This window comes from Roseibium salinum, assembly GCF_026240905.1.
Lineage (GTDB): Bacteria > Pseudomonadota > Alphaproteobacteria > Rhizobiales > Stappiaceae > Roseibium > Roseibium salinum.
The window spans coordinates 159,113-181,667 of sequence record NZ_JAPEVI010000002.1 but is presented as its reverse complement, the minus strand read 5'-3'; the positions used below and the strand labels follow the sequence as shown (position 1 = coordinate 181,667).

The 22,555-nt window shown below is 62.3% G+C and carries 20 protein-coding genes; 8 read left to right on the top strand and 12 right to left on the bottom strand.

Features of this window, described 5'->3' with window-relative positions:
• Positions 1-11 precede the first annotated feature (11 nt).
• The 4 genes from phnC (at position 12) to ON753_RS03155 (ending at position 2,853) form a co-directional block, all read left to right on the top strand.
• On the top strand, positions 12-785 hold the full coding sequence (phnC, locus tag ON753_RS03170) for a phosphonate ABC transporter ATP-binding protein (RefSeq protein WP_265961109.1): 774 nt from the start codon (positions 12-14) through the stop codon (positions 783-785).
• Positions 782-1,576, top strand: coding sequence for a phosphonate ABC transporter, permease protein PhnE (gene phnE, locus ON753_RS03165; protein ID WP_265961108.1), 795 nt, complete (start codon positions 782-784; stop codon positions 1,574-1,576). Before phnC ends, phnE (ON753_RS03165) begins: the two co-directional genes overlap by 4 nt.
• On the top strand, positions 1,576-2,373 hold the full coding sequence (gene phnE / locus ON753_RS03160; protein WP_265961107.1) for a phosphonate ABC transporter, permease protein PhnE: 798 nt from the start codon (positions 1,576-1,578) through the stop codon (positions 2,371-2,373). Before phnE (ON753_RS03165) ends, phnE (ON753_RS03160) begins: the two co-directional genes overlap by 1 nt.
• Positions 2,374-2,496: 123 nt before the next feature.
• Positions 2,497-2,853, top strand: coding sequence for a nuclear transport factor 2 family protein (locus tag ON753_RS03155; RefSeq protein ID WP_265961106.1), 357 nt, complete (start codon positions 2,497-2,499; stop codon positions 2,851-2,853).
• Positions 2,854-2,924: 71 nt separating this feature from the next.
• Here the strand turns inward: ON753_RS03155 and ON753_RS03150 are convergent, their stop codons facing one another.
• The 11 genes from ON753_RS03150 to ON753_RS03100 all read right to left on the bottom strand — a co-directional run bounded on the left by ON753_RS03150 (position 2,925) and on the right by ON753_RS03100 (position 16,240).
• Positions 2,925-3,701, bottom strand: coding sequence for an SDR family oxidoreductase (locus tag ON753_RS03150; RefSeq protein WP_265961105.1), 777 nt, complete (start codon positions 3,699-3,701; stop codon positions 2,925-2,927).
• The gene (gene denD / locus ON753_RS03145) at positions 3,698-4,684 is read right to left on the bottom strand and encodes a D-erythronate dehydrogenase (protein ID WP_265961104.1); all 987 of its coding nucleotides are present in this window, start codon (positions 4,682-4,684) and stop codon (positions 3,698-3,700) included. The genes ON753_RS03150 and denD overlap by 4 nt, the downstream gene beginning before the upstream one ends.
• Before the next feature lie 52 nt (positions 4,685-4,736).
• Positions 4,737-6,353: a GMC family oxidoreductase gene (locus ON753_RS03140; protein ID WP_446692682.1), complete on the bottom strand. Its 1,617-nt coding sequence runs from the start codon at positions 6,351-6,353 to the stop codon at positions 4,737-4,739.
• Between the two features lie 98 nt (positions 6,354-6,451).
• The gene (locus ON753_RS03135; RefSeq protein ID WP_265961102.1) at positions 6,452-7,975 is read right to left on the bottom strand and encodes an FGGY-family carbohydrate kinase; all 1,524 of its coding nucleotides are present in this window, start codon (positions 7,973-7,975) and stop codon (positions 6,452-6,454) included.
• Positions 7,968-8,810 (bottom strand): class I fructose-bisphosphate aldolase, encoded by an 843-nt coding sequence (locus ON753_RS03130; protein WP_265961101.1) that lies wholly within the window; start codon positions 8,808-8,810, stop codon positions 7,968-7,970. The genes ON753_RS03135 and ON753_RS03130 overlap by 8 nt, the downstream gene beginning before the upstream one ends.
• Complete coding sequence (locus ON753_RS03125) at positions 8,801-10,528, bottom strand: glycerol-3-phosphate dehydrogenase/oxidase (protein WP_265961100.1); 1,728 nt, start codon at positions 10,526-10,528, stop codon at positions 8,801-8,803. The genes ON753_RS03130 and ON753_RS03125 overlap by 10 nt, the downstream gene beginning before the upstream one ends.
• Positions 10,529-10,587: 59 nt before the next feature.
• Positions 10,588-11,583: an aldo/keto reductase gene (locus tag ON753_RS03120; RefSeq protein ID WP_265961099.1), complete on the bottom strand. Its 996-nt coding sequence runs from the start codon at positions 11,581-11,583 to the stop codon at positions 10,588-10,590.
• Positions 11,573-12,553 (bottom strand): sugar-binding transcriptional regulator, encoded by a 981-nt coding sequence (locus ON753_RS03115; RefSeq protein ID WP_265961098.1) that lies wholly within the window; start codon positions 12,551-12,553, stop codon positions 11,573-11,575. The genes ON753_RS03120 and ON753_RS03115 overlap by 11 nt, the downstream gene beginning before the upstream one ends.
• 28 nt (positions 12,554-12,581) lie before the next feature.
• Entirely contained in the window at positions 12,582-13,583 is a 1,002-nt protein-coding gene (locus tag ON753_RS03110) for an ABC transporter permease (RefSeq protein WP_377046861.1), read from the bottom strand.
• 14 nt (positions 13,584-13,597) lie between these two features.
• Positions 13,598-15,118 carry a sugar ABC transporter ATP-binding protein gene (locus ON753_RS03105; RefSeq protein WP_265961340.1) on the bottom strand — a complete coding sequence of 507 codons (1,521 nt, stop codon included), beginning with the start codon at positions 15,116-15,118 and terminating at the stop codon, positions 13,598-13,600.
• Positions 15,119-15,223: 105 nt separating this feature from the next.
• Entirely contained in the window at positions 15,224-16,240 is a 1,017-nt protein-coding gene (locus tag ON753_RS03100; protein ID WP_265961097.1) for a substrate-binding domain-containing protein, read from the bottom strand.
• A 471-nt stretch (positions 16,241-16,711) separates the two neighbouring features.
• Between ON753_RS03100 and ON753_RS03095 the strand changes: the two genes are divergently transcribed.
• Together ON753_RS03095 and ON753_RS03090 are read left to right on the top strand one after the other, a co-directional pair.
• On the top strand, positions 16,712-17,572 hold the full coding sequence (locus tag ON753_RS03095) for an EF-hand domain-containing protein (RefSeq protein ID WP_265961096.1): 861 nt from the start codon (positions 16,712-16,714) through the stop codon (positions 17,570-17,572).
• 194 nt (positions 17,573-17,766) lie between these two features.
• Positions 17,767-18,789, top strand: a complete 1,023-nt coding sequence (locus tag ON753_RS03090; RefSeq protein ID WP_265961095.1) for a hypothetical protein — start codon at positions 17,767-17,769, stop codon at positions 18,787-18,789.
• Between the two features lie 79 nt (positions 18,790-18,868).
• Here the strand turns inward: ON753_RS03090 and ON753_RS03085 are convergent, their stop codons facing one another.
• Positions 18,869-19,723 (bottom strand): alpha/beta fold hydrolase, encoded by an 855-nt coding sequence (locus ON753_RS03085; RefSeq protein ID WP_265961094.1) that lies wholly within the window; start codon positions 19,721-19,723, stop codon positions 18,869-18,871.
• A gap of 343 nt (positions 19,724-20,066) precedes the next feature.
• Here ON753_RS03085 and ON753_RS03080 point away from each other — a divergent pair, with 343 nt between their 5' ends.
• Together ON753_RS03080 and ON753_RS03075 are read left to right on the top strand one after the other, a co-directional pair.
• The gene (locus ON753_RS03080; RefSeq protein WP_265961093.1) at positions 20,067-21,257 is read left to right on the top strand and encodes an acetate/propionate family kinase; all 1,191 of its coding nucleotides are present in this window, start codon (positions 20,067-20,069) and stop codon (positions 21,255-21,257) included.
• A 221-nt stretch (positions 21,258-21,478) separates the two neighbouring features.
• On the top strand, positions 21,479-22,549 hold the full coding sequence (locus ON753_RS03075; protein ID WP_265961092.1) for an OmpA family protein: 1,071 nt from the start codon (positions 21,479-21,481) through the stop codon (positions 22,547-22,549).
• Positions 22,550-22,555: the final 6 nt, after the last annotated feature.

Genomic DNA, 22,555 nt, shown 5'->3' with positions numbered 1-22,555 from the left:
TGGAGAAAAGCATGCTTACAATATCGGGTCTCGTAAAAAAATACGGGGCGGGAGATCCTGTGCTCAAGAACCTGGATCTGGAAGTCGAAGGCGAGCAGATCCTGTCGGTCATCGGGTCTTCCGGTGCGGGCAAGAGCACGTTGCTGCGCTGCATAAATCGGCTCGTCGAACCGACATCCGGTACGATCACTCTGAACGGAACGGACTACACCCGCCTCGGCAAACGGGACCTGCGTGTCGCCAGACGCCGCATCGGCATGGTGTTCCAGAGCTTCAATCTGGTGGACCGCCTGACCGTGATGGAAAACATCCAGTGCGGGCGGCTCGGCTATATCTCCACCTGGGCGGCTCTGACCCGCCGCTATCCCAAGGAAGACATCAGGCGCGCATTCGACCTGATGGAACGCGTCGGCATCGCGCATTATGCCGACAAGCGCGCGGACGAGCTTTCGGGCGGGGAACGCCAGCGTGTCGGTGTGATCCGGGCGCTGATGCAGGATCCCGAAATCCTCCTGGCGGACGAACCGACCGCGTCGCTGGATCCCAAGACATCGGAGCAGATCATGATGCTCCTGCGCGATCTGGCAAGTGAACTCAAGCTCCCGGTCATCATCAATATTCACAACGTGAACGAGGCGAAGGAATTCAGCGACAGGATTGTCGGCATGCGCTACGGGCGGATCATTTTCGACGACTTGCCGACGGCCCTGACCGAGGACGCCATGCATGAGATCTACGCAGGCATCCCGCTCGCCGACCGGCAGGCCGAAGGTGCCGCGGCATGAGCGCGGCCCCGGATCATTGGCGCAAGCAGCCGTTCATAGCCAATCCCGTTCTGCGCTACGGCCTTTATGCCGCCGCGCTCGTCTATCTCTTGACGACCGTGGCAACGCTGCCGATCGACTGGGAGCGAATGGCGCAAGGCGTGGTACGGGCGGGCAGGATCTTCGGCGGAGCATTTCCGCCCAGTTTCGAGCGCAGCGGCCTGCTGATCGACGGCTTCATGGAAAGCCTCAAGATCGCGATTCTTTCAACGGTCGGCGGGCTCCTGCTGTCGGTCCCCATCGCCTTCATGGCGGCACGCAACATCGCACCGCTGCCGATCTACTACCTGGGACGCGCGACAATCATCCTGGCGCGCAGCTTCCATCCGGTCATCGTCGCCATCATCTTCGTGAAGGCTGTCGGCTTCGGTCCCTTCGCCGGGGTATTGACCCTGATCGTCTATTCGGTCGGCTTCGTTGCAAAACTTCTGGCCGAGCGCATCGAGGAGATCGATCCGGGACCGGTGGAGGCGATGAAGGCAGCCGGCGCATCCTTTCTTCCCACGCTGTTCTACGCCGTCTTCCCCCAGATCATGCAGCGCCAGATCGGCCTGGGCATATATCAGCTCGACAGCAATCTCAGGGCATCCGCAGTAGTCGGTATCGTGGGAGCCGGCGGCATCGGTTCCACGCTGGCGAATGCGTTCGGCCGGTATGACTATGATTTCGCGCTCGCCATCACGATGGTCATTGTCGGGGTCATCCTGATTTCCGAGGCTATCAGCGGCACCATCAGAAAGCGGATCGCATAATGGAACAGCTACATATGCGGGAATGGTCGCGCTTTACCCCGCAACAGCGCATTCAACGCTATGTCGGTCTTGCGCTCGCCGCCCTCGTCGTGTCCTGGGCTCTGGGCAGCATCAACATCATCTGGGCATGGGTATGGGATGCGCCCAACCAGATGGGCGATCTTTTCAGCCGCATGGTACCGCCCGATCCGGCCAATCTCGAAGCGATCGCCAAGGCCATGTGGGAAACCGTGAACCTTGCGACGATCGCGACGGCGCTCGCCGTCGTGCTGTCGCTTCCGGTGGCCTATATAGCGGCCCAGAACACGACGCCGAACATCGTAACCCTTTGGATCGGCCGGTTCATCCTGGTATCGTCGCGTTCCGTCAACACGATCATCTGGGCCCTGCTTTTCGTGGCCATCTTCGGCCCTGGCGTCATCGCCGGCATCGTCGCGATCATGTTCCGCTCGATCGGCTTTCTCGGCAAGTTGCTCGGCGAGGCGATCGAGGAAATCGATCCCAGGCCGGTCGAGGCTCTGCAGGCCTGCGGAGCGTCTCACTTCAAGGTCGTGCTTTACGCCATCATACCGCAGGTGATGCCGACATTCTTCGCCGTCAGCATCCTGCGGTGGGACATCAACCTTCGGGAATCGACCGTGCTCGGCCTGGTCGGTGCGGGTGGTATCGGCGTTATCCTGCAGGGCGCCATCGACACCTTCAACTGGCAGGAAGTGTCGACGATCCTGATCGCCATCATCGCGCTCGTCATCACCGGTGAAATCATCGCCTCGCGTCTGCGCAGCCGGATAATCTGACGCTTTCCTCCCTCGCGCCCGCGGCGAGGGAACGGCATCCTCATGGTGGACGTTCCGTCACTGCCTGTCCGGAAGTGACTGCCGGACCGGGTTCCAACCACGCGAGGACGATCGGAGGTGCGGGTGAGCAAGTTCGAGATAGACGCTCTGTGGCAACTGGAAGAGACCTTCTGGCTGCAGGGAGAGAAAGCCTTCGCCGAACATATGGCCGACGGATGCATGATGGTGTTCCCCGAGCCGGTCGGGCTCATGGTGGGCAATGCCATCATCGACAGCCTTGCGGGCGCGCCGCGCTGGCTGTCGGTTCAGATGCGTGATCGCGTGATCCGGCAGTTCGTTGGAGACAGCGTGTGTCTGGCATACCGGGCGCGCGGAGAGCGCGGCGGCAACACCGGGCCCTACCACGCGCTGTGTGCGTCGACTTATGTCCTGATCGACGGAAAATGGCGCCTGGCAATGCACCAGCACACACCGGTCTGAGGACGTTCAACGCCTTGAGACCTGAAACGCCATTTTCCAGTTCAGGACGAGGCGACAATGGCCGACCGCGCCTATCCCCGGCCGACAAACGGCATTTGCGTTGCCATGACGGTCATCGTCAGAACATTGGCGTCGAGCGGAAGTCCGGCCATGTAGACGACGGCGCGCGCAATATGCGCCGGATCGATCGTCGGCTCGCTGGCCATCTCGCCGTTCGCCTGCAGCACGCCGCCGCTCATCTTGGCGGTCATGTCGCTCGCCGCGTTGCCGATGTCGATCTGGCCGCAGGCAATGTCGAACGGCCGCCCGTCAAGGGCCGACGATTTCGTCAGGCCGGAGATGGCGTGCTTTGTCGCGGTGTAAGGGGCCGAATTCGGCCGTGGCGTCGTTGCCGAAATCGAACCGTTATTGATGATCCGTCCCCCGCGCGGATCCTGGGCCTTCATCAGCCTGAACGCCTGCTGGGTGCACAGGAACGCGCCGGTCAGGTTCGCCGCGACGACCCTGTTCCATTCCTCGAAGCTGATATCTTCCAGCGGGACCGAGGAATTGGATATACCGGCATTGTTGACGAGAAGGTCGAGGCGGCCGAATGTCCGCTCTATTTCGTCGAACAGCGCGCGCACCGATTGAGGATCGCCGACATCGGCGGCAATCCCGGTCATCTCGCCGCCGGTCTCCGTTGCGAGTTCGGCGGCCGTCGCGGTCAGCACATCCTTGCGGCGGCCGGCAATGACCACACGCCAGCCTTCGGCGCACAGGGCCCGGGACATGGCCTTGCCGACCCCGGTGCCGCCGCCGGTTACCAGCGCGATCCTGCCTTTCACGTCGAAACCGTCATTCGTCATGGGTGTTTGCCTTCCAGTTCGTCTTCAAGGTGGATGCGGATGATGTCGTCAAAGCTGGTTTCGGCCCGGAAGCCGAGTTCGGTCGCCCGCCGCGCGTCGAAATCGGTCGCCCAGCCTGTGACGATCTTCTCGATGGCCGGGTCCGGTTCGCGGCGGATGAGGCTTACCGCCTTGTCTCCGGCCACACGGCGCAGGGCCTCTATCTCCTCACCGACAAGCGCCGACAGGCCCGGCATGGTGAGATTGCGGCGCGGGCCGATGCGCGCCGTGTCGAGGCGCGCCGCATGGACGAAGAAGCCGACGGCGGCCCGCGGGCTTGCGAACCAGTGGCGCACGCTCTCATCGACCGGCAGGACGGCTTCCTGGCCGACGAGCGGTTCGCGCAGGATGTTGGAGAAGAAGCCGGAGGCGGCCTTGTTGGGCTTGCCGGGCCGGATGCAGACCGTCGGCAACCGGATGCCTATCCCGTCGAAAATTCCCTTGCGCGTGTAATCTGCAAGCAGGAGTTCGGTGATCGCCTTCTGCGTGCCGTAGCTGGTCAGCGGCGTGGTGAAGAACTCGTCGCCGATCTTTTCGGGAAAGGGCTGACCGAACACGGCAATGGACGAGGCGAATATGACGCGCGGAAAATACGGCTCGCGCATGTTCTCGTGACGAATGGCCTCGAACAGCGCCCGGCTGCCGTCGAGATTGACGGCGTAGCCCTTGTCGAAATCAACTTCCGCTTCGCCGGAGACGATTGCCGCAAGGTGAAAGATCACATCCGGCCGGCCGGCAATCAGCTTTTCCGGTTCGCCGGGCTCGGCAAGATCCATGGTCAGAACCGTTGCCACATCCTGCAGGGCCGGTGGCACGGGAGATTCAATCGCATCGGCAAGCGTCAGCCGGCTGACCTCGAAGCCGAACACGGCCTGGTCCGCCGCCAGTTGTTCCACCAGCTTCCGGCCCACCATCCCGGCGGCGCCAATCACGAGTACATGCATTTCCGGCGATCCTCCCTTGCGATTTGCTTCGGGCCGACGCGTCGGACCCGGGTCAGGCGTGCTCCTTGCGGATCATGTCCGCCGCCTTTTCCGCAATCATTACCACGGGAGACGCCGTATTGCCCGAAACGATCTTCGGCATGATCGACGCGTCGATCACCCGGAGGCGCTCCAGTCCCCGGACCTTGAGCTGCGGATCAACGACCGCTTCGGCGTCGGCGCCCATGCGGCACGTGCCGACCGGGTGGAAAATAGTGGTAGCGATGTCGCCGACCTTCTGCAGAAGATCCTCGTCGCTGTCGAACCCGGGACCGGGGAGGATTTCCTCCGGCCGGTAGGGCGCGAGGGCTTTCGCGGTCATGATCCGCCGGGCCTGGCGGACGGATTTCAGCGCCACGTCCCTGTCCTTTTCCGCCGAAAGGTAATTCAGGCGGATCTCCGGCTGCAGGGCGTTGTCCCGGCTCTGGACATGCGTCGAGCCGACGCTTTCAGGGCGCAGGTTGCAGACCGAGACCGTGATCGCCGGGAAGGAATGCAGGGGATCGCCGAGCTTGTCGGTGGACAGCGGCTGGACGTGGTATTCCAGATCCGGTGTCTCCAGGGACGGATCGGACCGGGTGAACATGCCGAACTGGCTCGGCGCCATGGACATCGGCCCGGACCGTGTCAGGGCGTATTGAAGCCCGATCATGGCCTTGCCGATCGGGCTGTTGGCCATGGTGTTGAGGGTCCTGGTGTTGTGGACCTTGTAGACCGTGCGGATCTGCAGGTGATCCTGCAGGTTTTCCCCGACACCGGCGCTTTCATGGCGAACCGCGATGCCGCGGTCGGCCAGGACCGCGCCATCGCCGATGCCCGATAGCTCCAGCACCTTGGGGGAATTGATCGCACCAGCGGCCAGCAGCACCTCTCGTTGCGCGCGGGCGGTCATCTCCTGCCCCTTGTGCGTGAACGCAACCCCGGCGGCACGCTTGCCGTCCAGGAGGATGCTCTTCGTTTCCGCCTGCGTGATCAGCCGCAGGTTCGCCCGTTTCAGCGCCGGCCGCAGGAAGCCCTTGGCCGTGTTCCAGCGCACGCCGCCGGACTGATTGACCTCGAAGAAGCCGCTGCCTTCATTGTTGCCGTCATTGAAATCATCGCGCGGCTCGATGCCGAACTCCCGGGCACCTTCCTGGACGGCACGCAGGATATCCCACTTGAGCCGCTGCCTGGACACCTTCCATTCGCCGCCGCTGCCGTGAAGCGGCGTGCTGCCGGCGTGGTGGTCTTCAGACTTCAGGAAATAGGGAAGCACATCCTCCCAGGACCAGCCGACATTGCCGAGCTGGCGCCAGTGATCGTAATCGGCCGCCTGCCCGCGCATGTAGATCATGCCGTTGACCGAGCTGCAGCCGCCCAGAAGCTTGCCGCGCGGATAGACGAGGCTGCGGCCGTTGAGCCCCGGCTCGTTCGCGGTCTTCATCATCCAGTCGGTGCGCGGATTGCCGATGCAATAGAGATAGCCGACGGGAATATGGACCCAGCGATAATTGTCCGAGCCACCGGCTTCCAGCAGCAGCACGCGGACGGACGGATCTTCCGACAGACGGTTGGCAAGCACGCAGCCAGCCGTTCCCGCGCCGATGATGATGTAGTCGTAAGTCCCATCCAGAGAGTTCGGCCGGCCCATCCTGTACCCTACCCCGTTCATTGGCCACGTCTTTGCCGTGCGTGGCTCGTTGTCTTATTATCATTCGCCCCGGAGGTTCAATCGATTCCGGCCGAACCTCAACCGCTTTGACTAGAAGCCGCTTCGTTCGTCTCCGCCCAGAAGGACTTCATGGCGTCGGCAAGCTTGAGGTATGTGCGGTAGCGGCGGTCGTAGTGCTCCTTCATCGACGCATCCGGCAGGTATTCGTGCCGGGCTCTGGTCATCGCTGTCACGCCGTCCTCGTAAACTGCGAATAGTCCGGCCCCGACGGCTGCTCCGATCGCGGCTCCAAGCGCACCGGTTTCACGGGCCTCCGCAACGCGGATCGGAACACCCAGGCAGTCTGCGAACATCTGCGGCCAAACCGGGCTGCGGGAGCCTCCTCCGGCGAGAACCGCGTGTTCGAAGGATACGCCCGAGTTCATCAGGACGTCGATGTGGCGGCGATGCTCGAAGAGAACGCCTTCGAAAAGCGCCCGCAACAGATGCCCCTCCGAATGCCATCCCGCCAGGCCATAAAAGCCTGCGCGGAAGCCCGCGCCCTGTCCGGACCCGTAAAGAAAGGGATGAAAGAACGGATCGTCCGCCGCCGGTGTGATTTCGGCGATACGGACATTGCAATAGCCGAACGGATCATCGTGATGCGACCCGCGCTCGACCAGTTCGCGCACGTACCATTCCAGGTTCGCGGCGGAGGTTGCGCTGGATTCGATGTTGACGAAGCGGCCCGGCGCGAAACCGGATGCCATGAAGACCTTGCGGTTGTTGACGGGTTCGGTGGAGAAGACCTGATTGATGCTCCAGGTTCCCGCGATGATCGATGCCTCCCCGGAGCGGACCACCCCCGAGCCGAGGGCGCTGGCGATCACGTCGAAATAACCGCCGATGACGGGCGTGCCCTGCACGAGGCCGGTCAAAGCCGCCGCTTCGGCCGAAACGTGTCCGGCGATGTTCGAGGGGTGGATCAGGCGGGGAAGAAGGCCCTTGGCATCACCGAGACCGTAGAGCGACAGCAGGTCGTCGTCATAGACGCATTCCGGCATGCGGGTGAAGCCGCAGCCGGACATGTCGGAGATCTCGCTGACCCTCTCGCCTGTCAGTTTGAAGGTGATGAAGTCCTTGCAGAGCAGGACCGTCCCGGCCCGTTCGTAAAGATCGGGGCGGTGCCGTTTGATCCAGGCAAGCAGGACCGGCGTCTGCGACGGCCAGGGTTCCTGGCGGCAGAGCCGGTAAAATGCCTCGCCATTGGCTTCCTTCAGTTCTTCGGCCAGGGCGGCGGCGCGCGTGTCGAGCGACTGAATGCCGATCAGCGGAGCGTCTTCACGGTCGAGCAGATAGAGCCCGTTGCCGTGGCCGGCGCAGCCGATGGCGGCGATCCGCGAGGGGTCGATGGCGGCCTCTTCGACGCACCGGCGGATGGCCAGCTTGGCGTTTTCCCAGAGTTCGGAGAGATCCCGTTCCACGCAGCCCGGGCGGGGCGTCGAAGACTGGCCGTCCAGCGCATGCATGGCGACCTGCCGTCCTTCCAGATCGAAAAGCACCGCCTTGATCACGGTGTTGCCGGCATCCAGCCCCAGAAGATAGGTCATTCCGTCAGCCACGATTGTAGATGTCCCAGGCTTCATCTCCGTCGGCGCCGTTGTGGATCATGGCCATGAGCGCCGCGACGACCGCTTTCGGATTGTCATGCTGATAGATGTTGCGGCCATAGACCATCCCCCTGGCACCTTGCGCCATGAGCGCTGCAGACTTCTTCAGGACGGTTTTCAGGTCTTCCTTGCCGCCGCCGCGTACGAGAACCGGGACGCGTGCCGCTTCCACCACCCGGTGGAAATCGTCGGCATTTTCGGTCGGATCCGCCTTGATGATATCCGCCCCCATCTCGCTTGCAAGCCGGACGAGCGTCACGATCTTTTCCGCGTTGCCGTCGACCTGATAGCCGCCGCGCACTTCGTTCGGCAGCATGACCAGCGGTTCGATCATCAGCGGCATGCCGTATTTGTGACAGGCAGCCCGGACGCGGGAGATGTTTTCGACGCACTGGCGGAACAGTTCCGGTTCGTCCGGCAGCATGAATAGGTTCACGACGACACAGGCCGCATCCATTTCCAGCGCGCCGATGATCGGCTCGTCCGCATTCTGCAACAAGGACCACATGACCTTGTGGCGCTGGTCATTATAAGGGTTGCCCATGTCGATGCGCATGACCAGCGCCGGCTTGTCCTTTTCCGGCCGCGACTGCAGAAGGTCCGCCTGGCCGTAGGCCATCTGGATCGCGTCCGGTTTCGCACCGATCAGGGTGTCGACGACGCCGGCCATGTCTTCCAGCCCGACCATGAAGCTGGGCTCGTTGCACACGCCATGATCGATCGCGACGTCGAGACAGCCGCCATTGGTGAACATGCGGTTCATGCGGGCTTTCGTGCTCACACGCATAGTTTGCTCCTGTTGAGGTTGCGGCTTTCCAGCATCTGGCCGGTCACACCGTGATAGGCTTCAAGTTCGTCGATGAGCGCGCTGCGCTGCCTGTCGGCGTCCTGCGCGGACAGGCCAAGTTCCTTGCACAGCAGCGCGGTCAGGCCGTCGATGAGGTCCCGCGAAAGCCGCCCGTCGATGGCAAAGGAGGTTCGCCGCAGGACGAGATCGGAGAGCGTTTCGACGAATTCATGCCGGATGAGATAGGCCGCTTCGGCAAAGGTGAGCGGCAGGGCCTCGTCGATCAGCTGGTCGTCGTCGCGCAGCTGGCAAAACCGGAGAACGTTCCGTGCGTTCGTGCCGTAGACGGCCGCGAGATAGGCAGACCGCTCCGCAGTGGCGCCGAACGTGGAAACGAGCTCTTTCTCCAGAGCGCCCTTCTCCCGCGGATAGTCCTTGCCGCCACCGATGGGTAAGGCCAGCGTCGCCGTCTTCCGCCGGACGTTCAGCTCCTTGAGAATTTCATCGGCCGCCTGCTCGGCGAAGGCGCGGAAGGTGGTCCATTTGCCGCCGATCATGCAGAGCTGCGGGACAGTGCCTTCGATGCGTCTGGTGAAATGTCCGCGCGAGATGCGGCCGGTAAAGTCATGGTCGCTCTTGGGCAGAGGCCGGATTCCGGCGTAACTGAAGACCACATCCGAGGAAGCTATTTCGATCCCGGGGAAGACCAGCTGCAGGGATCCCAGAATGTAGTCCTGCTCTTCCGGCGTGCAACTCACCCTCTTTGCCGATTTCACGCGGATATCGGTCGACCCGGCCAATACCTTGCCGAGATAGGGAAAGACGATGCAGACTCGGCCATCGGAATTCTCGAAATAGACCATATGCCCGGCGAGCTCGGCTTGCAGCTCCGGATTGTCGATGATGAGGTGCGAGCCCTTCGTGCCGGACACCAGCGGTTCCTGCCCCGTCTTGCCGCTGATCTGGGAGATGGTGTCGTCCAGCCAGGCCCCGGTCGCGTTGACGATCATCCGGGCGCTGACGGGCAAGGTCTCGTTGGTGAGTGCGTTCCTCACGGTGAACCCGTCTCCGGCCGGGCGAATTTCCGCGTAGTTGAGCGCGACGCACTGCGCTGCCTCCCGCGCGACATCTGTCAGAAGTTCGATCCCGAGCCGTTCCGGATGGCTAATCCAGGCATCGTGATAGGTTGCCGAGAATTTCAGGCCCGGCATCAGTTCGGGCCATTTGGCCCGCGTCGCCGATTTGCTGCGGAAGGTGTGCACCGGAAGAAGCCGGCTCGTGCGGGTGACCCAGTCGTAGAGCGAAAGGCCGATCTTGATCGGGATTGCACCCCGGCTCGACGGTTTTCCCGAAATACCAAAGAAGCTTGCCGCGGAATTCATGAGGCCGGAGAAGATCGAATTGATCGGGATGACCGTCGGCAGGGGATGCACGAGATGGGATGCATTTTTCAGCAGGGCATCGCGTTCCCGCAAGGATTCCCGGACCAGGTTGAACTCGCCGTTTTCAAGGTAACGCAGTCCCCCATGGATCATGCGCGAGGGCGCCGCGCTGCAGCCGGAACAGAAATCGCCGCGTTCGACAATCAGGACGCGAAGCTCCTGAAGCGCCAATTCCCGGTAGACGCCGACCCCGTTGATGCCGCCGCCGACCACGATGACGTCGAAAGCGCCGTCGCCGCGGATGCTGTCCCAGTTTTTCTGCCGTTGATCGGACATGGCTTTCCCGTTCGCCGAACTGGAGTCCGGCGTCCTTTCAATCAAGATTTGGCCGCGGATTAAGCGGCGAGCTGGGTCAGATGGGTTTCGGCGGCTTTGCTGATGGTTTGCAGGTCGGATGATGACAGGCGGATACGGCCGGCCTGGGCATTCTCAACGCCCTGTTCGGGCGTGCGGGCGCCGCACAAGGAGAAGGTGATCCCCGGCTGCTGGAGCGTCCAGGCAATGACCACCTGGGCCTTCGTCGCGCCGTGTGTTTCGGCAACGGGCGCGATCGCCTCCATGAGGCGCGCCACCTTCTGCCGGTTCTCCTGCGAAAATCGTGGATTGTCCTTGCGCTGGTCATCGCCGCTGAAAACACGCTCCGGCCCGATCTTGCCCGTCAGCAGGCCGAGCGCCAGCGAGGAGTAGCTGAGGATCGATACGTCGTTCTTCAGGCAGAGCGGTACGAGGCTGGTTTCAATGTCCCGCTTCACCATGCTGTATTCTTCCTGGATCGCATCCAGCTGCCCGGCGGCGACGTAGGCCGCAACGTCTTCCGGCGACGTGTTGCTGGCGCCGACGGAGCGGATCTTGCCCTGGGATTTCAGCAGCTCGAGCGCTTCCATCGTTTCCTCGATCGGCGTGGTCGGGTCCTGCCAGTGCGTGATGTAGTGGTCGATATAGTCGGTGCCGAGGCGCTTCAGGCTTTGCTCGATCTCGTAGACGATCGCGTCCTTGCCGAGATACCGGTGCACCGGCTTGCCGTCATAGTCGAAGAAGTGGTTGCCCTTTTGGGTGTGCCACACCAGCCCGCATTTGGTCGCCAGGACCACCTCGTCGCGGCGGCCCTGTATCGCCTTGCCGACGATTTCCTCCGCAAGGCCCTGGCCGTAGGCCGGGGCCGTGTCGATCAGGGTAACGCCTGCGTCGATGGAGGCCTGGATCGCCTCGATGGAACGGGTTTCGTCCGTGCCGCCCCACATCCAGCCGCCGATCGCCCAGGTGCCGAGGCCGATGGCCGAGGCCTGGATGCCGGAGCGGCCGATTTCACGGGTCAACATATCATGCAACATTTTGTGCGCCTTCCATGGTGGCCAAAACCGCGCTTGCGGTTTCTTCGTCTACAATCAGAGAATGCAAATGGTTGCCGTTGAGAACGGCCTGGATCGGCAGAACCTTCTCCTCGCCCGAGGCAACGCCGATCACACGGCTGCATTGCCTCAGCTCGTCGGGCCGGAGCGCGACGAGGCGGGAGTTCAGGGCAAAGTCGGCGACCGTGCCGTTCTGCCGGATAAGGTGCGCCAGGAATTCCGCGTCCACGCCGGAGCCGGCCAGCATCTTCCGGTCGGCCTCCGGCATCGGGTGCAGATCGTAATAGCTGGATCCCGGCGTCCGTATGGAGCCGACGCCCACCAGGGCAACCGTCGCCTTGCGGGCGATATCGAATACCTGCTTGATCGAGGCGACTTCCATCAGCATGTCGCGCTGTTCGCGGCTTTCGGCAAACAGCGGCGCATGGACCAGCATCGTCTTGCCGCCGAGCCGTTCGGCGAGCTGCGTCGCCAGGTGATTGACGTCGGTATAGTACTTGCCCTGCACGCCGCCGGTCAGCGGCACGACGGTCACGTCGAATGTGCGGTCCGTTTCGATGTTCTGAACCACCGCCCCGATGGCCTTGCCGCCGGTAATGGCAATCACGTCGCCGTCGCGGATCGTTTCGACCAGGTGGTTGGCGGCGGAACGTCCGACCTGCTTGAGCGTCGTTGCGGAACTTCCGGGCACGCAGGAGGTGACCAGTGCGCGCGACAGCGAGGCTGCGCTCTCCAAGAGCTTTTCCAGGTCGGTGAGGCGCTGGAACGGGTTCTCGATATCGATCTTCACCATTCCCATCTTGCGGCCCTGGGTGATCAGCCGGTTCACCTTTGACGTGGAAAGGTTCAGGAGCTCGGCGATGTCAGATTGCTTCTTGCCCTCCAGGAAATGAAGCACGAGGACCGTATGCATCTGGCGCATCAGCTCGATATCGTTCTTCTTGTCCGTCATCAGGTCAGCCTCCTTCTTGATCGCCCGGTCAGCCGCGCTTCTTGACGAGATAGTGGTCGATGGAGACCGCCGCGAGCAGGATCGAGCCGCGAATGATGTCCTGCCAGTAGACCGAGACATCCAGGAGCGCCAGGGAGCTTGAGACAACCGACAGGAGGACCGCCCCCAGTATCGCCCCGAAGATCGTGCCGGATCCGCCCTTGAGGCTCGCCCCGCCGATCACCGCCGCCGCGATCACGTTCAGTTCCATGCCGATGCCGAAAGTCGGCTGCGCCGACCCGAAGCGGGCCATGTAGATGATCCCGGCGACGCCGCACAGAGCCGAACACAGCGTTGTGGTGAAAAAGACGACTTTTTTCGTCTGGATGCCCGAATAGGCGGCCGCCTTCTCGTTGCTGCCGGTATAGAAAACCTTCCGGAACATCGTCGTCCGGCGGAGCATGAAATCGAAGCCGATCACGATGAACAGGAACAGGAGGATCACGACCGGGATCGGACCGATAGAGCCCTGCCCGATGAACTTGAATTCCGGCGGCAGGGTGTAAAGGCCGAGCGGACGCCCCCCGGTGCCCAGGAGACAGGCCCCGCGGGCGATCACCATGACGGCAAGCGAGACGATGAAGTGGTGCAGGCCGACACGGGTCACGAAGAAGCCCATGAATGCGCCGATGCCGGTGCAGGCCGCGATCGATATCGCGGACGCGACCCACGGGTCGACACCATTGAGGAACAGCCAGCCGGCAATCACCATGGCCAGAGCGGTGACCGAGCCGACGGACAGGTCGATGCCGCCGGAAATGAGCAGGATGGTCATGCCGACCACCACGATGCCTTCCACCGCAAAGGCCATCACCATCGCGCGCATGTTGACCCAGGTCAGGAAGTAGGGCGAGGCGAAGGACATCACGATGAACAGGGCCAGAATGATCGCGATCAAGCCGGTTTCGCGCATCCTCAGCAGTCTTCTTATCCATGAGGCGTTCCCGGTCTTTTCCGCCGGAACTTCCGCCAGGGAGACAGCGTCTTCCATGATTTCCCCCACAATCAGTGTCTTGCCGCCGAAGCGCCGCCGAACGACGCCAGGTGCATTATGTTTTCTTCCGTCATCTGTGCGCCGCTCACCTCGCCGGCGATCGTGCCTTCGCGGATCACGAGAACCCGGTCGCAGACGCCGATCAGTTCCGGCAGTTCCGAGGAGATAACCACGATGCCGACACCGGTTCGCACGAGGTTGCGCAGGATCCGGTGGATCTCCGCCTTGGCCCCCACGTCCACTCCCCGCGTCGGCTCATCCAGGAAGATCAGCTTCGGATTGATGGAGAGCATCTTGGCAATGGCGACCTTCTGCTGGTTGCCGCCGGAAAGCGACGAAACGGGATCGGCAAGCGACCCGCATTTCAGGTTGAGCCGCTCGCCCAGCTCCTTCGCCTGTCTTTCCTCCCTGCTCCGCTGGATCAGGCCGAGCCCGTTGGCGACCTGTTCCAGCTTGAGTGCCGAGATGTTCGCCGCGATCGGCATTTCCAGGAACACGCCGTCCCCCTTGCGGTCTTCGGACAGATAAACGACGCCCTCGGCAATGCTGTCCTTGTAGGACTTGAGGTTCAGCGGGCGGCCGTTCAGCCGGACGTCGCCGGTCACCTCGCCCTCCAGGCGGCAGATGCCCTTGACGATCTCGCTGCGTCCCGCCCCGATCAGGCCGGCAATGCCGAGAATCTCGCCTTTCTTCAGGTCGAAGGAGATGTCTTCGAACCCGGTCCGTTCACACAGGTTGCGTACCTCCAGAATGACGTCGTCCGACTTTTCCGCTTCGGCCTGCTTCTTGGGATACAGCTCGTCGATGACCCTGCCGACCATGGCGTTGACCACATCGGAAGGTTGAATGTCGGCGACGTTGCGGGTCGTGATGTAGCGGCCGTCCCTGAAAACGGAAACGCGGTCGCAATTGTCGAAGATTTCGACCATGCGGTGGGAGATGTAGATGATCGAAATGCCTTTGGCGGCCAGGCGCCGCATGATGCCGAAAAGGGTCTGCGCCTCCTTCTCGGTCAGGGCGGCCGTGGGCTCGTCCAGGATCAACACCCGGCAGTCGAGCGTCAGCGCCTTGGCGATCTCGACCAGTTGCTGCTGGGAGATCGACAGGGTTCGGACGAGCGCAGCCGGCGGGATCGAGCCGAGCTCGCTCAGAATGCTCGCGGCCTTTCTCTCCAGCGCGGCGTAGTCCATCAGAAAGGAACGGCTGGAATTGGTTGCCGCCATGAAAATGTTCTCGGCGACCGATATGTCAGGACACAGAGCGATTTCCTGATGAACGAAACAGATCCCCAGTTTCTGCGCCATTGCCGGAGAACTGATGCGGACCGGTTTGCCGTCAAACAGGATTTCGCCGCTGTCGGGCTGCAGAATGCCGTCGATGACATTCATGAGTGTCGACTTGCCAGCGCCGTTTTCACCCGCAACTGCATGGATCTCGCCCTTGCGAAGCTCGAAATCGATTTCCCTGAGCGCGTGGATAGGCCCGAAGGACTTGCTCAGCCTGGAAATCGTGAGGATCGGGTCGTCGGTCATGACGGAGCTACTTTGCACATTGAATTCCGGAATTTGCGGGCTGCCTGCACGCAGGCCGTTCAGGCAGCCCGTTCGTCGGCGCGATCACATCGCTCCAACTTCAGATCAGCTGGGATCGCGGCCTTCCATGTAGGCGTTCAGATCGAAGCTGTCGGCATTCTCCTTGGTGATCACCGCGAAGCCGTTGTCGACGTAAGGGATCTGGACCGGGTTGTAGCCGGACACCTTGTAGTCGTTGAACGGATCGAAGACGTCCGAATGCGCGGCGAGGAAGGTCGCCATGAAGCCCATGAAACCCTGCATGCCCTGGTTCGGGTTCAGCGCCATGTGGATGTTGCCGGCCTTGATGTGTTCCAGCGTGGTCGGGGTGATGTCCGCATGCATGATGAGGACGTCGGCCTCCGCCTCCAGAACAGCGGCGACGGCACCTTCCGCGGAGCCTGCTTCCGGGATCCAGAGCGCACCGAGGTTCGGGTTGGCCTGGAGGATGGAGGCGGTTGCGCGATAGGCGGCGTTGCTGTCCTGGTTGGTTGCCTGGCGGCCCACCAGCTTCATGTCCGGATAATTGTCTTCCATATAGGAGATCAGCGAAGTCACGCGCAGGTCGTGGTTGGACTGACCCGGGTTCTCCAGAACCGCGTACTCGCCGCTTTCGCCGATTTGTTTGACGATTTCCTCAGCCGCGAACTTTGCCTCGGCCAGGTTGTCGGACGTGATGTAGGCGGTGCGATTGGATTTCGGGGAATCGGCCGCAAAGGTCACGATCTGCGTGCCGCTTTCGATTGCCCGGTTGATCGGTTCGATGAACGGATCGGACTGCATCGGGTGCAAGAGGACACCGGCCGGCTGTTTTACCATGTCCTGCTCGAAGGACGCGATCTGCTTGGAGATGTCGTAGTCCGGCGTACCGGAGAAAACCGTCTCGCAGCCGAAAGCCTCGGCGGCCTGTTTGAAGCCCTGGTAGACCGGAACCCAGTAAGGGTGGCCCGACACCATGACATTCATGATATAGGTTTCGCCCGGCTCGCATTTCAGCCCTTCCGCCTTGGACGGCAGAGCTGACAGCGAAGCGGCGGACACGACGGCGCACAGCAGTGCGCCCTTCAACTTAGAAACGCCCATAGTTTCCTCCCTTGAGCACCCTGCTCCCAGATGGCCTCACCTGAACGCAGCTATACGGCTCGATTTCAATAAACCAGAGCAACCAGATCTCATTCTCCCGAGTGCCGGGTGCCCTCTCCTCCTCCGGTCCTGCGATCCAGCCTTTCAGAAACAAGGCTGGCCTGCAAGATATTCCATGCGCTGGTATTTATCCCAGGCAGGTCAGTCTTAAACGGCGCCCGACAGGAGCGTCAAACAGATTTGGTATTTATTTCTTTTTCTGAAATTTATTTCAATCTCTCCATTGCGGGGGATGTGAAGCGGCGTGTCCGACCGCATCCGTACGGTCGGCGGACACAGGCAGAGGGACGCGTTCGTGCGGGCACGAGGCAGCGGCGGTTCCGGGAATTTTTCGGAACCCATCAAGCGCGTCGTGGTTGGCCCCAAGGGAGCCGACGCTCCCTACCGACAACCAGACAAGGGAGACGAACAATGAAATATCTTCGTCGAACCACCGCGATTGCCGCGGCCTTGAGCTGCTTCGCTTTCGCCGCCAATGCACAGAACAACGATCAGTCGGGAGAGACGGCGTCCAACACGCAGGCCGGCGCGCAGGCGAGCTATTGCGACAAACCGTGGTCGAAAGTCGATGGCAACAGCGACGGTACCGTATCCAAGCAAGAGGCCAGCACTGCAATTGAGAACCAGTTCGGGCAGATCGACTCGGACGGAAACGGCGAAATCACCAAGGTCGAATGGATTACCTGCATGGGCAGCATTGACCAGCAGGCGGCAGCCGAAGCCGACCGCGACAAGCAGAACTTCGCCGAAGCCGATACCGATAAGGATACAAAGATCAACCGCGAAGAGTTCCGGAAAAGCGCCGAGCAGGCTTTCCAGGACACTGAAGCCGGCAGTGCCGGCGAAGATGCGTTTGTGGTGTTGCGCCGCTACGTTTTCCTGACGCCCGAAGAGGGGCAGGATCAGTCGACGCTCAAGAACATGTCCGAAGACGAGGCGGCCGGCCGTTCTGCTCTGACCTTCAGCGCTCTTGATCAGAACAATGACGATACCATCACCACGCAGGAGTGGTCCGAGCGGTCGCCGAAAATCAAGCGGGACGAGGATTGGGCGAATGCGCAGTTCAAAGAGATCGACGGCGATGGCACCGGCTCGATTACTCAGGAAGAATACCGGACGGCTCGCCAGCAGATGCTGGACGACCAGTTGACGACCGGATCGACCAAGAGCCAGGGCGAAGCGGGCGCTGAAGGCACCGCGTCGACGAGCGAAACCGCCTCGGATTCGGGTGACGGCATTCCGGTCTACATCTACCGTTTCGGCACCATGTAACACCCCCTCGGGGCTAGCAAGGAACCCGGTCCCGTGACCGGGTTCCACACTCCGATGGGAGCGCCAGTTCACGTGAGTATCGCCGATCTCGCCCGTTTTTCGGGAGCAGGTCATCAGCACTCACGGAGCTGGTTTGCGAAAGACAAAAGACGGGCGCGCCGGGCAATTCACGGTGCGCCGGAAAGGAAAACCCCATGAGACGTATACTTGCAGTAGGCACAAGCGTCTTGCTGCTGAGCGCGACGGCATCGCTCGGCCAGGAGCGAGACATCGGCGAGCTGGACGACGGACGCACGGGCGGGCAGGCCCAAGCGCAGTCTGGAACCAATCAGCAGAACCAGGGCGATGCGATCGTCGAGCGACCCGTGCCGCCGTCCATGGTCGACAATTCGTCATGGCCGGCCGAAATCCCCTTCCCGGCTCAGGACGTCTCGGACGACGACCTGGGGCCGGGCAATACTCCATATCCTTCCGGTTATCCCGAGAGCGCCGTCCATGGCGTCGGAGAGCCCGGACTGAACGGGGCGTACCAGGACAGTGCACAGGATACACGTTCCGATAACGGTGCCTCGGGCATGGCGGAGGAGCGCCAGACCCGAAGCCAGGAGGGCGAGGATTCGCGTGAATTCTCGGCAGACCAAGGACCTGCCGCAGCCTGGGACGGTCCGGAAGAGGGTGCTCCCTTCCACCGCGGCACACTGGTGCCGGACCGTTCGAAGAGCGCCGATGCAATCGAAACCCAGGAGAGGCAATCCGACGCGGCCGAGGCCCGTGCCCGGCGTCATGCCATGGACCGCGATGCGCTCGGCGAACGCCGCTTGCGGCAGGCGCGCATTGCCTTGCGCTCGGCCCGTTACGCGGTTCCGGAGGCGAACTTCCGCACCTATAACTTTGAAATCGAAAATGGTCAGCGGGTCATTGAGATCGCGGGTATCAGCCGCGACAGCGGCCGGCGTGTTGAGGTCGATGTCCGGCCCAACGGACACATTGAATCGATCTCCCATGCGATCTCCATGGACCAGGTGCCCGTTGCCGTTCGTGGGCTCTTGCGCGAGGAACTGGAAGGCTTCCGTGCCGCACAGGTGTTGCGCAGCCTGATGCAGGATTTCGATGTCTATTACGAATTCGCCGGCTTCTCTGCCAGCGGCCGTCCGGTGACGGCAAGCGCCCGCGCCGATGGCGGCGAGTTCAGCGTGCGGTACTGGCCCAAAGGCTGATCCCGACTTCCATTCCGGAGGGACGCAAGGCTCGCCGCCCGCCTCCGGTGCGTCGGCCTGCAGGGGCCTGATGTCCCCCTTACGTCCCCGCAATCCGGCTGAGGATGTCCGAGAGGGCATCCGGGGCGGAATAGAACGGCGAATGGCTCGCGTTCAGCGTGTGGACGATCGTTTTTCCGCCGAGCGCTGCGTCCATGTCGGCGATCATCTTGTCCTGGCCGGCCAGCGTGATCGCCCGGTCCTGTGTACAGCGGACATAGTGGCGCGGCACGGTCGCGAAGCGCTCGGGAGTGACCGGCGAGGGCACGATTGCCACCTGGACCGGCTCGTCCGGATGTAGCCCGGCCAGCGCCGCCTCGAACTGGCTCTCCGTCAGGTCGCCATAGAAGGCTTCTTTCAGCTTTTGCCTGTACTCGGGATCCGTTGATGCCACATCGATGCGCAAGGCGCCGACGGTTTGCGGGTCGGCAAGAAAAAGCTGCGGCACGATTGCGTCGGCCATCGTGGCATCCTGGATCATGGCGATGGCCGGCAGTCCCGGCGCGAGCATGAACGCGGTTACGTAGACGACTGCATGAATAAGCTCTGGGACGGCTTCCACGACCGGTGAGACCGTGATGCCACCGAGGGAATGCCCGGCCAGGACGACCTTTTTGCCGGTGCGCTCGCTCGACGCACGCACGGCGTCGATGAAGGCCTGGGTGCGCTCCTCCTGCCCGACGCCGGCATTGGGTGAAGGTTCCGTCGCGAACACCGCAGACTCCAGCGGCCGCTTCGAGAAGGAAGCGGGACGGCTGGCATTCGGTCCAGCCCCGGGAAGATCGACGGCGACCACGTCGAAGCCCTTGTCTCTCAACAGCGGCGCAACTTCGGACCAGGTGCTGCCTGAATGCCAGGCACCATGAACCAGAACGATTCCGGTCTGTTCGGACATGACGTCTCCCCCTCCTGCAAGAAAGACACTATGAGGTGCAATCGAAAGGCGTAACAAATGAATTCGGGCGCGCAATACTTGTCAAAACGGTTATGAAACCGCGATATGCACTCTTGCCCGTTTCCTTGCGTGGAAGCACCAGGTCCTTTGGAACGCGTCGCGTTGTGAGGCCTTTTACGCCTACAGTCGGGTGACACCGGCCCGGATGTCATGACGAGGGTACCGAGCCCACCCGTCTTTCCTTGCCTTCGGAGGTCAGCATGAGCAGGAAGTACCAGAAACCGGCAGAGACCAGGGCGGCCACTCCCGCCGATCGCAAGAACCGGACGACGGGCGTGGCGCCATGACGGACGCGCTTCTCGTCATAAATGCCGGTTCGTCGAGCCTGAAGTTTCAGATCTTCACGCTCGACGGTCGGTCACTTGCCCGAAAGTTCCGTGGCCAGATCGACGGCATCAGCGTGCGCCCGCGCCTGCGCGTCTTCGACGCCGAGGGGATCGCGACAGTCGATCGGACCTATGAGCCCGCGGAGATTCCGGATCTACCCGCCGCCATTAGCGAAACGGAAGCATGGTTGCGGTCGGTCGGGGAGTCTGACCTTTACGCGATAGGCCACCGGGTCGTACACGGCGGGCCGGATTATGCCGCGCCGGTGCGTATTGACGAGGACGTGCTGGCAAGGCTCGCCAGCTTCCAGGACCTTGCGCCGCTCCACCAGCCGAACAACCTTGCGCCGATCCGCATGGCGATGGAGATCGATCCCGCCGTACCGCAGGTCGCCTGCTTCGACACGGCCTTCCATCGTGATCATGCCCCGCACACGGACTGCTACGCCCTGCCCTTTGCGTTCTACGACGAGGGCGTGCGCCGCTACGGCTTTCACGGCCTCTCGTACGAATATATTGCCGAACGCCTGCGCGATGTTGCACCCGACATTGTCGGCGGCCGCGTCATCGTCGCCCACCTGGGCAGCGGCGCCTCCATGTGCGCGATGAAAAACGGCCAGAGCGTGGAGAGCACCATGGGCCTCACGGCGCTTGACGGCCTGCCCATGGGCACCCGCTCCGGTCAGCTTGATCCCGGTGTCGTGCTCTACCTGATCGAGCAGCGCGGCATGAGCACGCAGGAGGTCTCGGACCTGCTTTATCGGCAGTCGGGACTGAAGGGTCTTTCCGGCATTTCCAACGACATGCGGGACCTGCTGGAAAGCGACGATCCGCGCGCCTCGTTCGCGATAGACCATTTCGTTCACCGCTGCGCGCTTCATGCGGGGCAACTCGCCGCCGCGCTCGGCGGGCTCGACGCCTTCGTCTTCACGGCAGGCGTGGGGGAGAATTCAGCGGTGATACGCGCCCGGATTGCCGAACGGCTCGCGTGGCTCGGCGCGGAGTTCGACGGCGCAGCCAATACCGCTGGCGAGACCTGTATTTCAACGCCGGCGAGCCGGGTCGCCCTCTACGTTGTTCCAACCGACGAGGAGCTGATGATCGCCCGCCACACGCTCGCCCTTCTTCAGAAGAGGGCGCCGTCGTAGCGCTCCGCATATCCCGATGATCCCCGAGGAGGCTGGTACGAACATTAAAGGCCGGAACAGTCCGGTTGGATCGCCGGGGAAATTTCCGGTCCGATGCCGGTGGATGGCGCAAGCAAGTGGTTGCGCAAAGTTGCATCGCATCTATAACTCAGTACACTCAAGCCCGACATGGGTTGGTGTCGAGGCCGCGCAGGTGCGTGCGGTGCAGGAAGGAGTGGATGATGTCGTTTCCGCGGTTCGCTTTGCCGGCGTTGCTGTCCGCAATTCTTCCGGTCCTGCTGTTGCTGTCCCCGCCCGTAAAGGCTCAGGATTCCATCTTCGGCGACGGATGGACGCTTCAGCGCGAGGCGTCTTCACTCCGCTTTCAATCGGTCAAGAACCTCACCAAGGTGGAATCGAGCGGTTTCGCCGAGTTCGAGGGCGCGATCGACGAGACGGGTGCCGCGACGGTCCGTGTCTTTCTCGACTCCGTCGACACGAAAATAGACCTCCGCAATGTGCGCATGCGGTTCCTGTTCTTCGAAACGTTCCAGTATCCCGAAGCGGTCATCAGCACGAAGATCGATCAGTCGCAGCTGGCGGATCTGCCGTCCCTCAGGCGCAAGATCATTCCGCTCACTTTCGATCTGGACCTGCATGGCGTTTCCAAGACGGTTGAAACGGAAATCGCCGTTACGCTCATGAGCGACGACCTTGTCGCCGTTTCGACGACGGCGCCGATTTCCGTGGCCGCGTCCGACTTCGGGCTCGACGGCGGGATCAAGAAACTCGAGGAAGCGGCGAATGTGGTGATCGTGCCATCGGCGACCGTTTCCTTCGACTTCGTTTTTGCCCGCAACGGCGAAGACAAGGACGGAATTGAAGTCGCATCCGCTGCGCCGCAGGTGGCCGCGGCCAAGGCGCTGGAGCCGGAAGGAAACTTCGATGTTGACGCCTGCAAGGGCCGGTTCGAGATCCTGTCGCGGACCGACAACATCTATTTCCCGAGCGGCAGCGCAAGCCTTGACGCACGCAGCGAACCGCTCCTGAACAGTCTTGTCGACATCATCTCCCGCTGCCCGGGTCTCGTCATCGAGGTCGGTGGCCATACCGACAGCGACGGCAGCGCAGAAGGCAATATGCGCCTGTCGGAGCTTCGCGCGGCCGCGGTCACGAACTTCCTGACCTCGAAGCAGGTGCCTGGAGACCGGGTCAAGAGCGTCGGCTATGGCGAAACGCGCCCCGTCGCCCCCAACACAACCAACGACGGCAAACGCCGCAACCGCCGGATCGAGTTCATCGTTGTCGACTAAACCTCC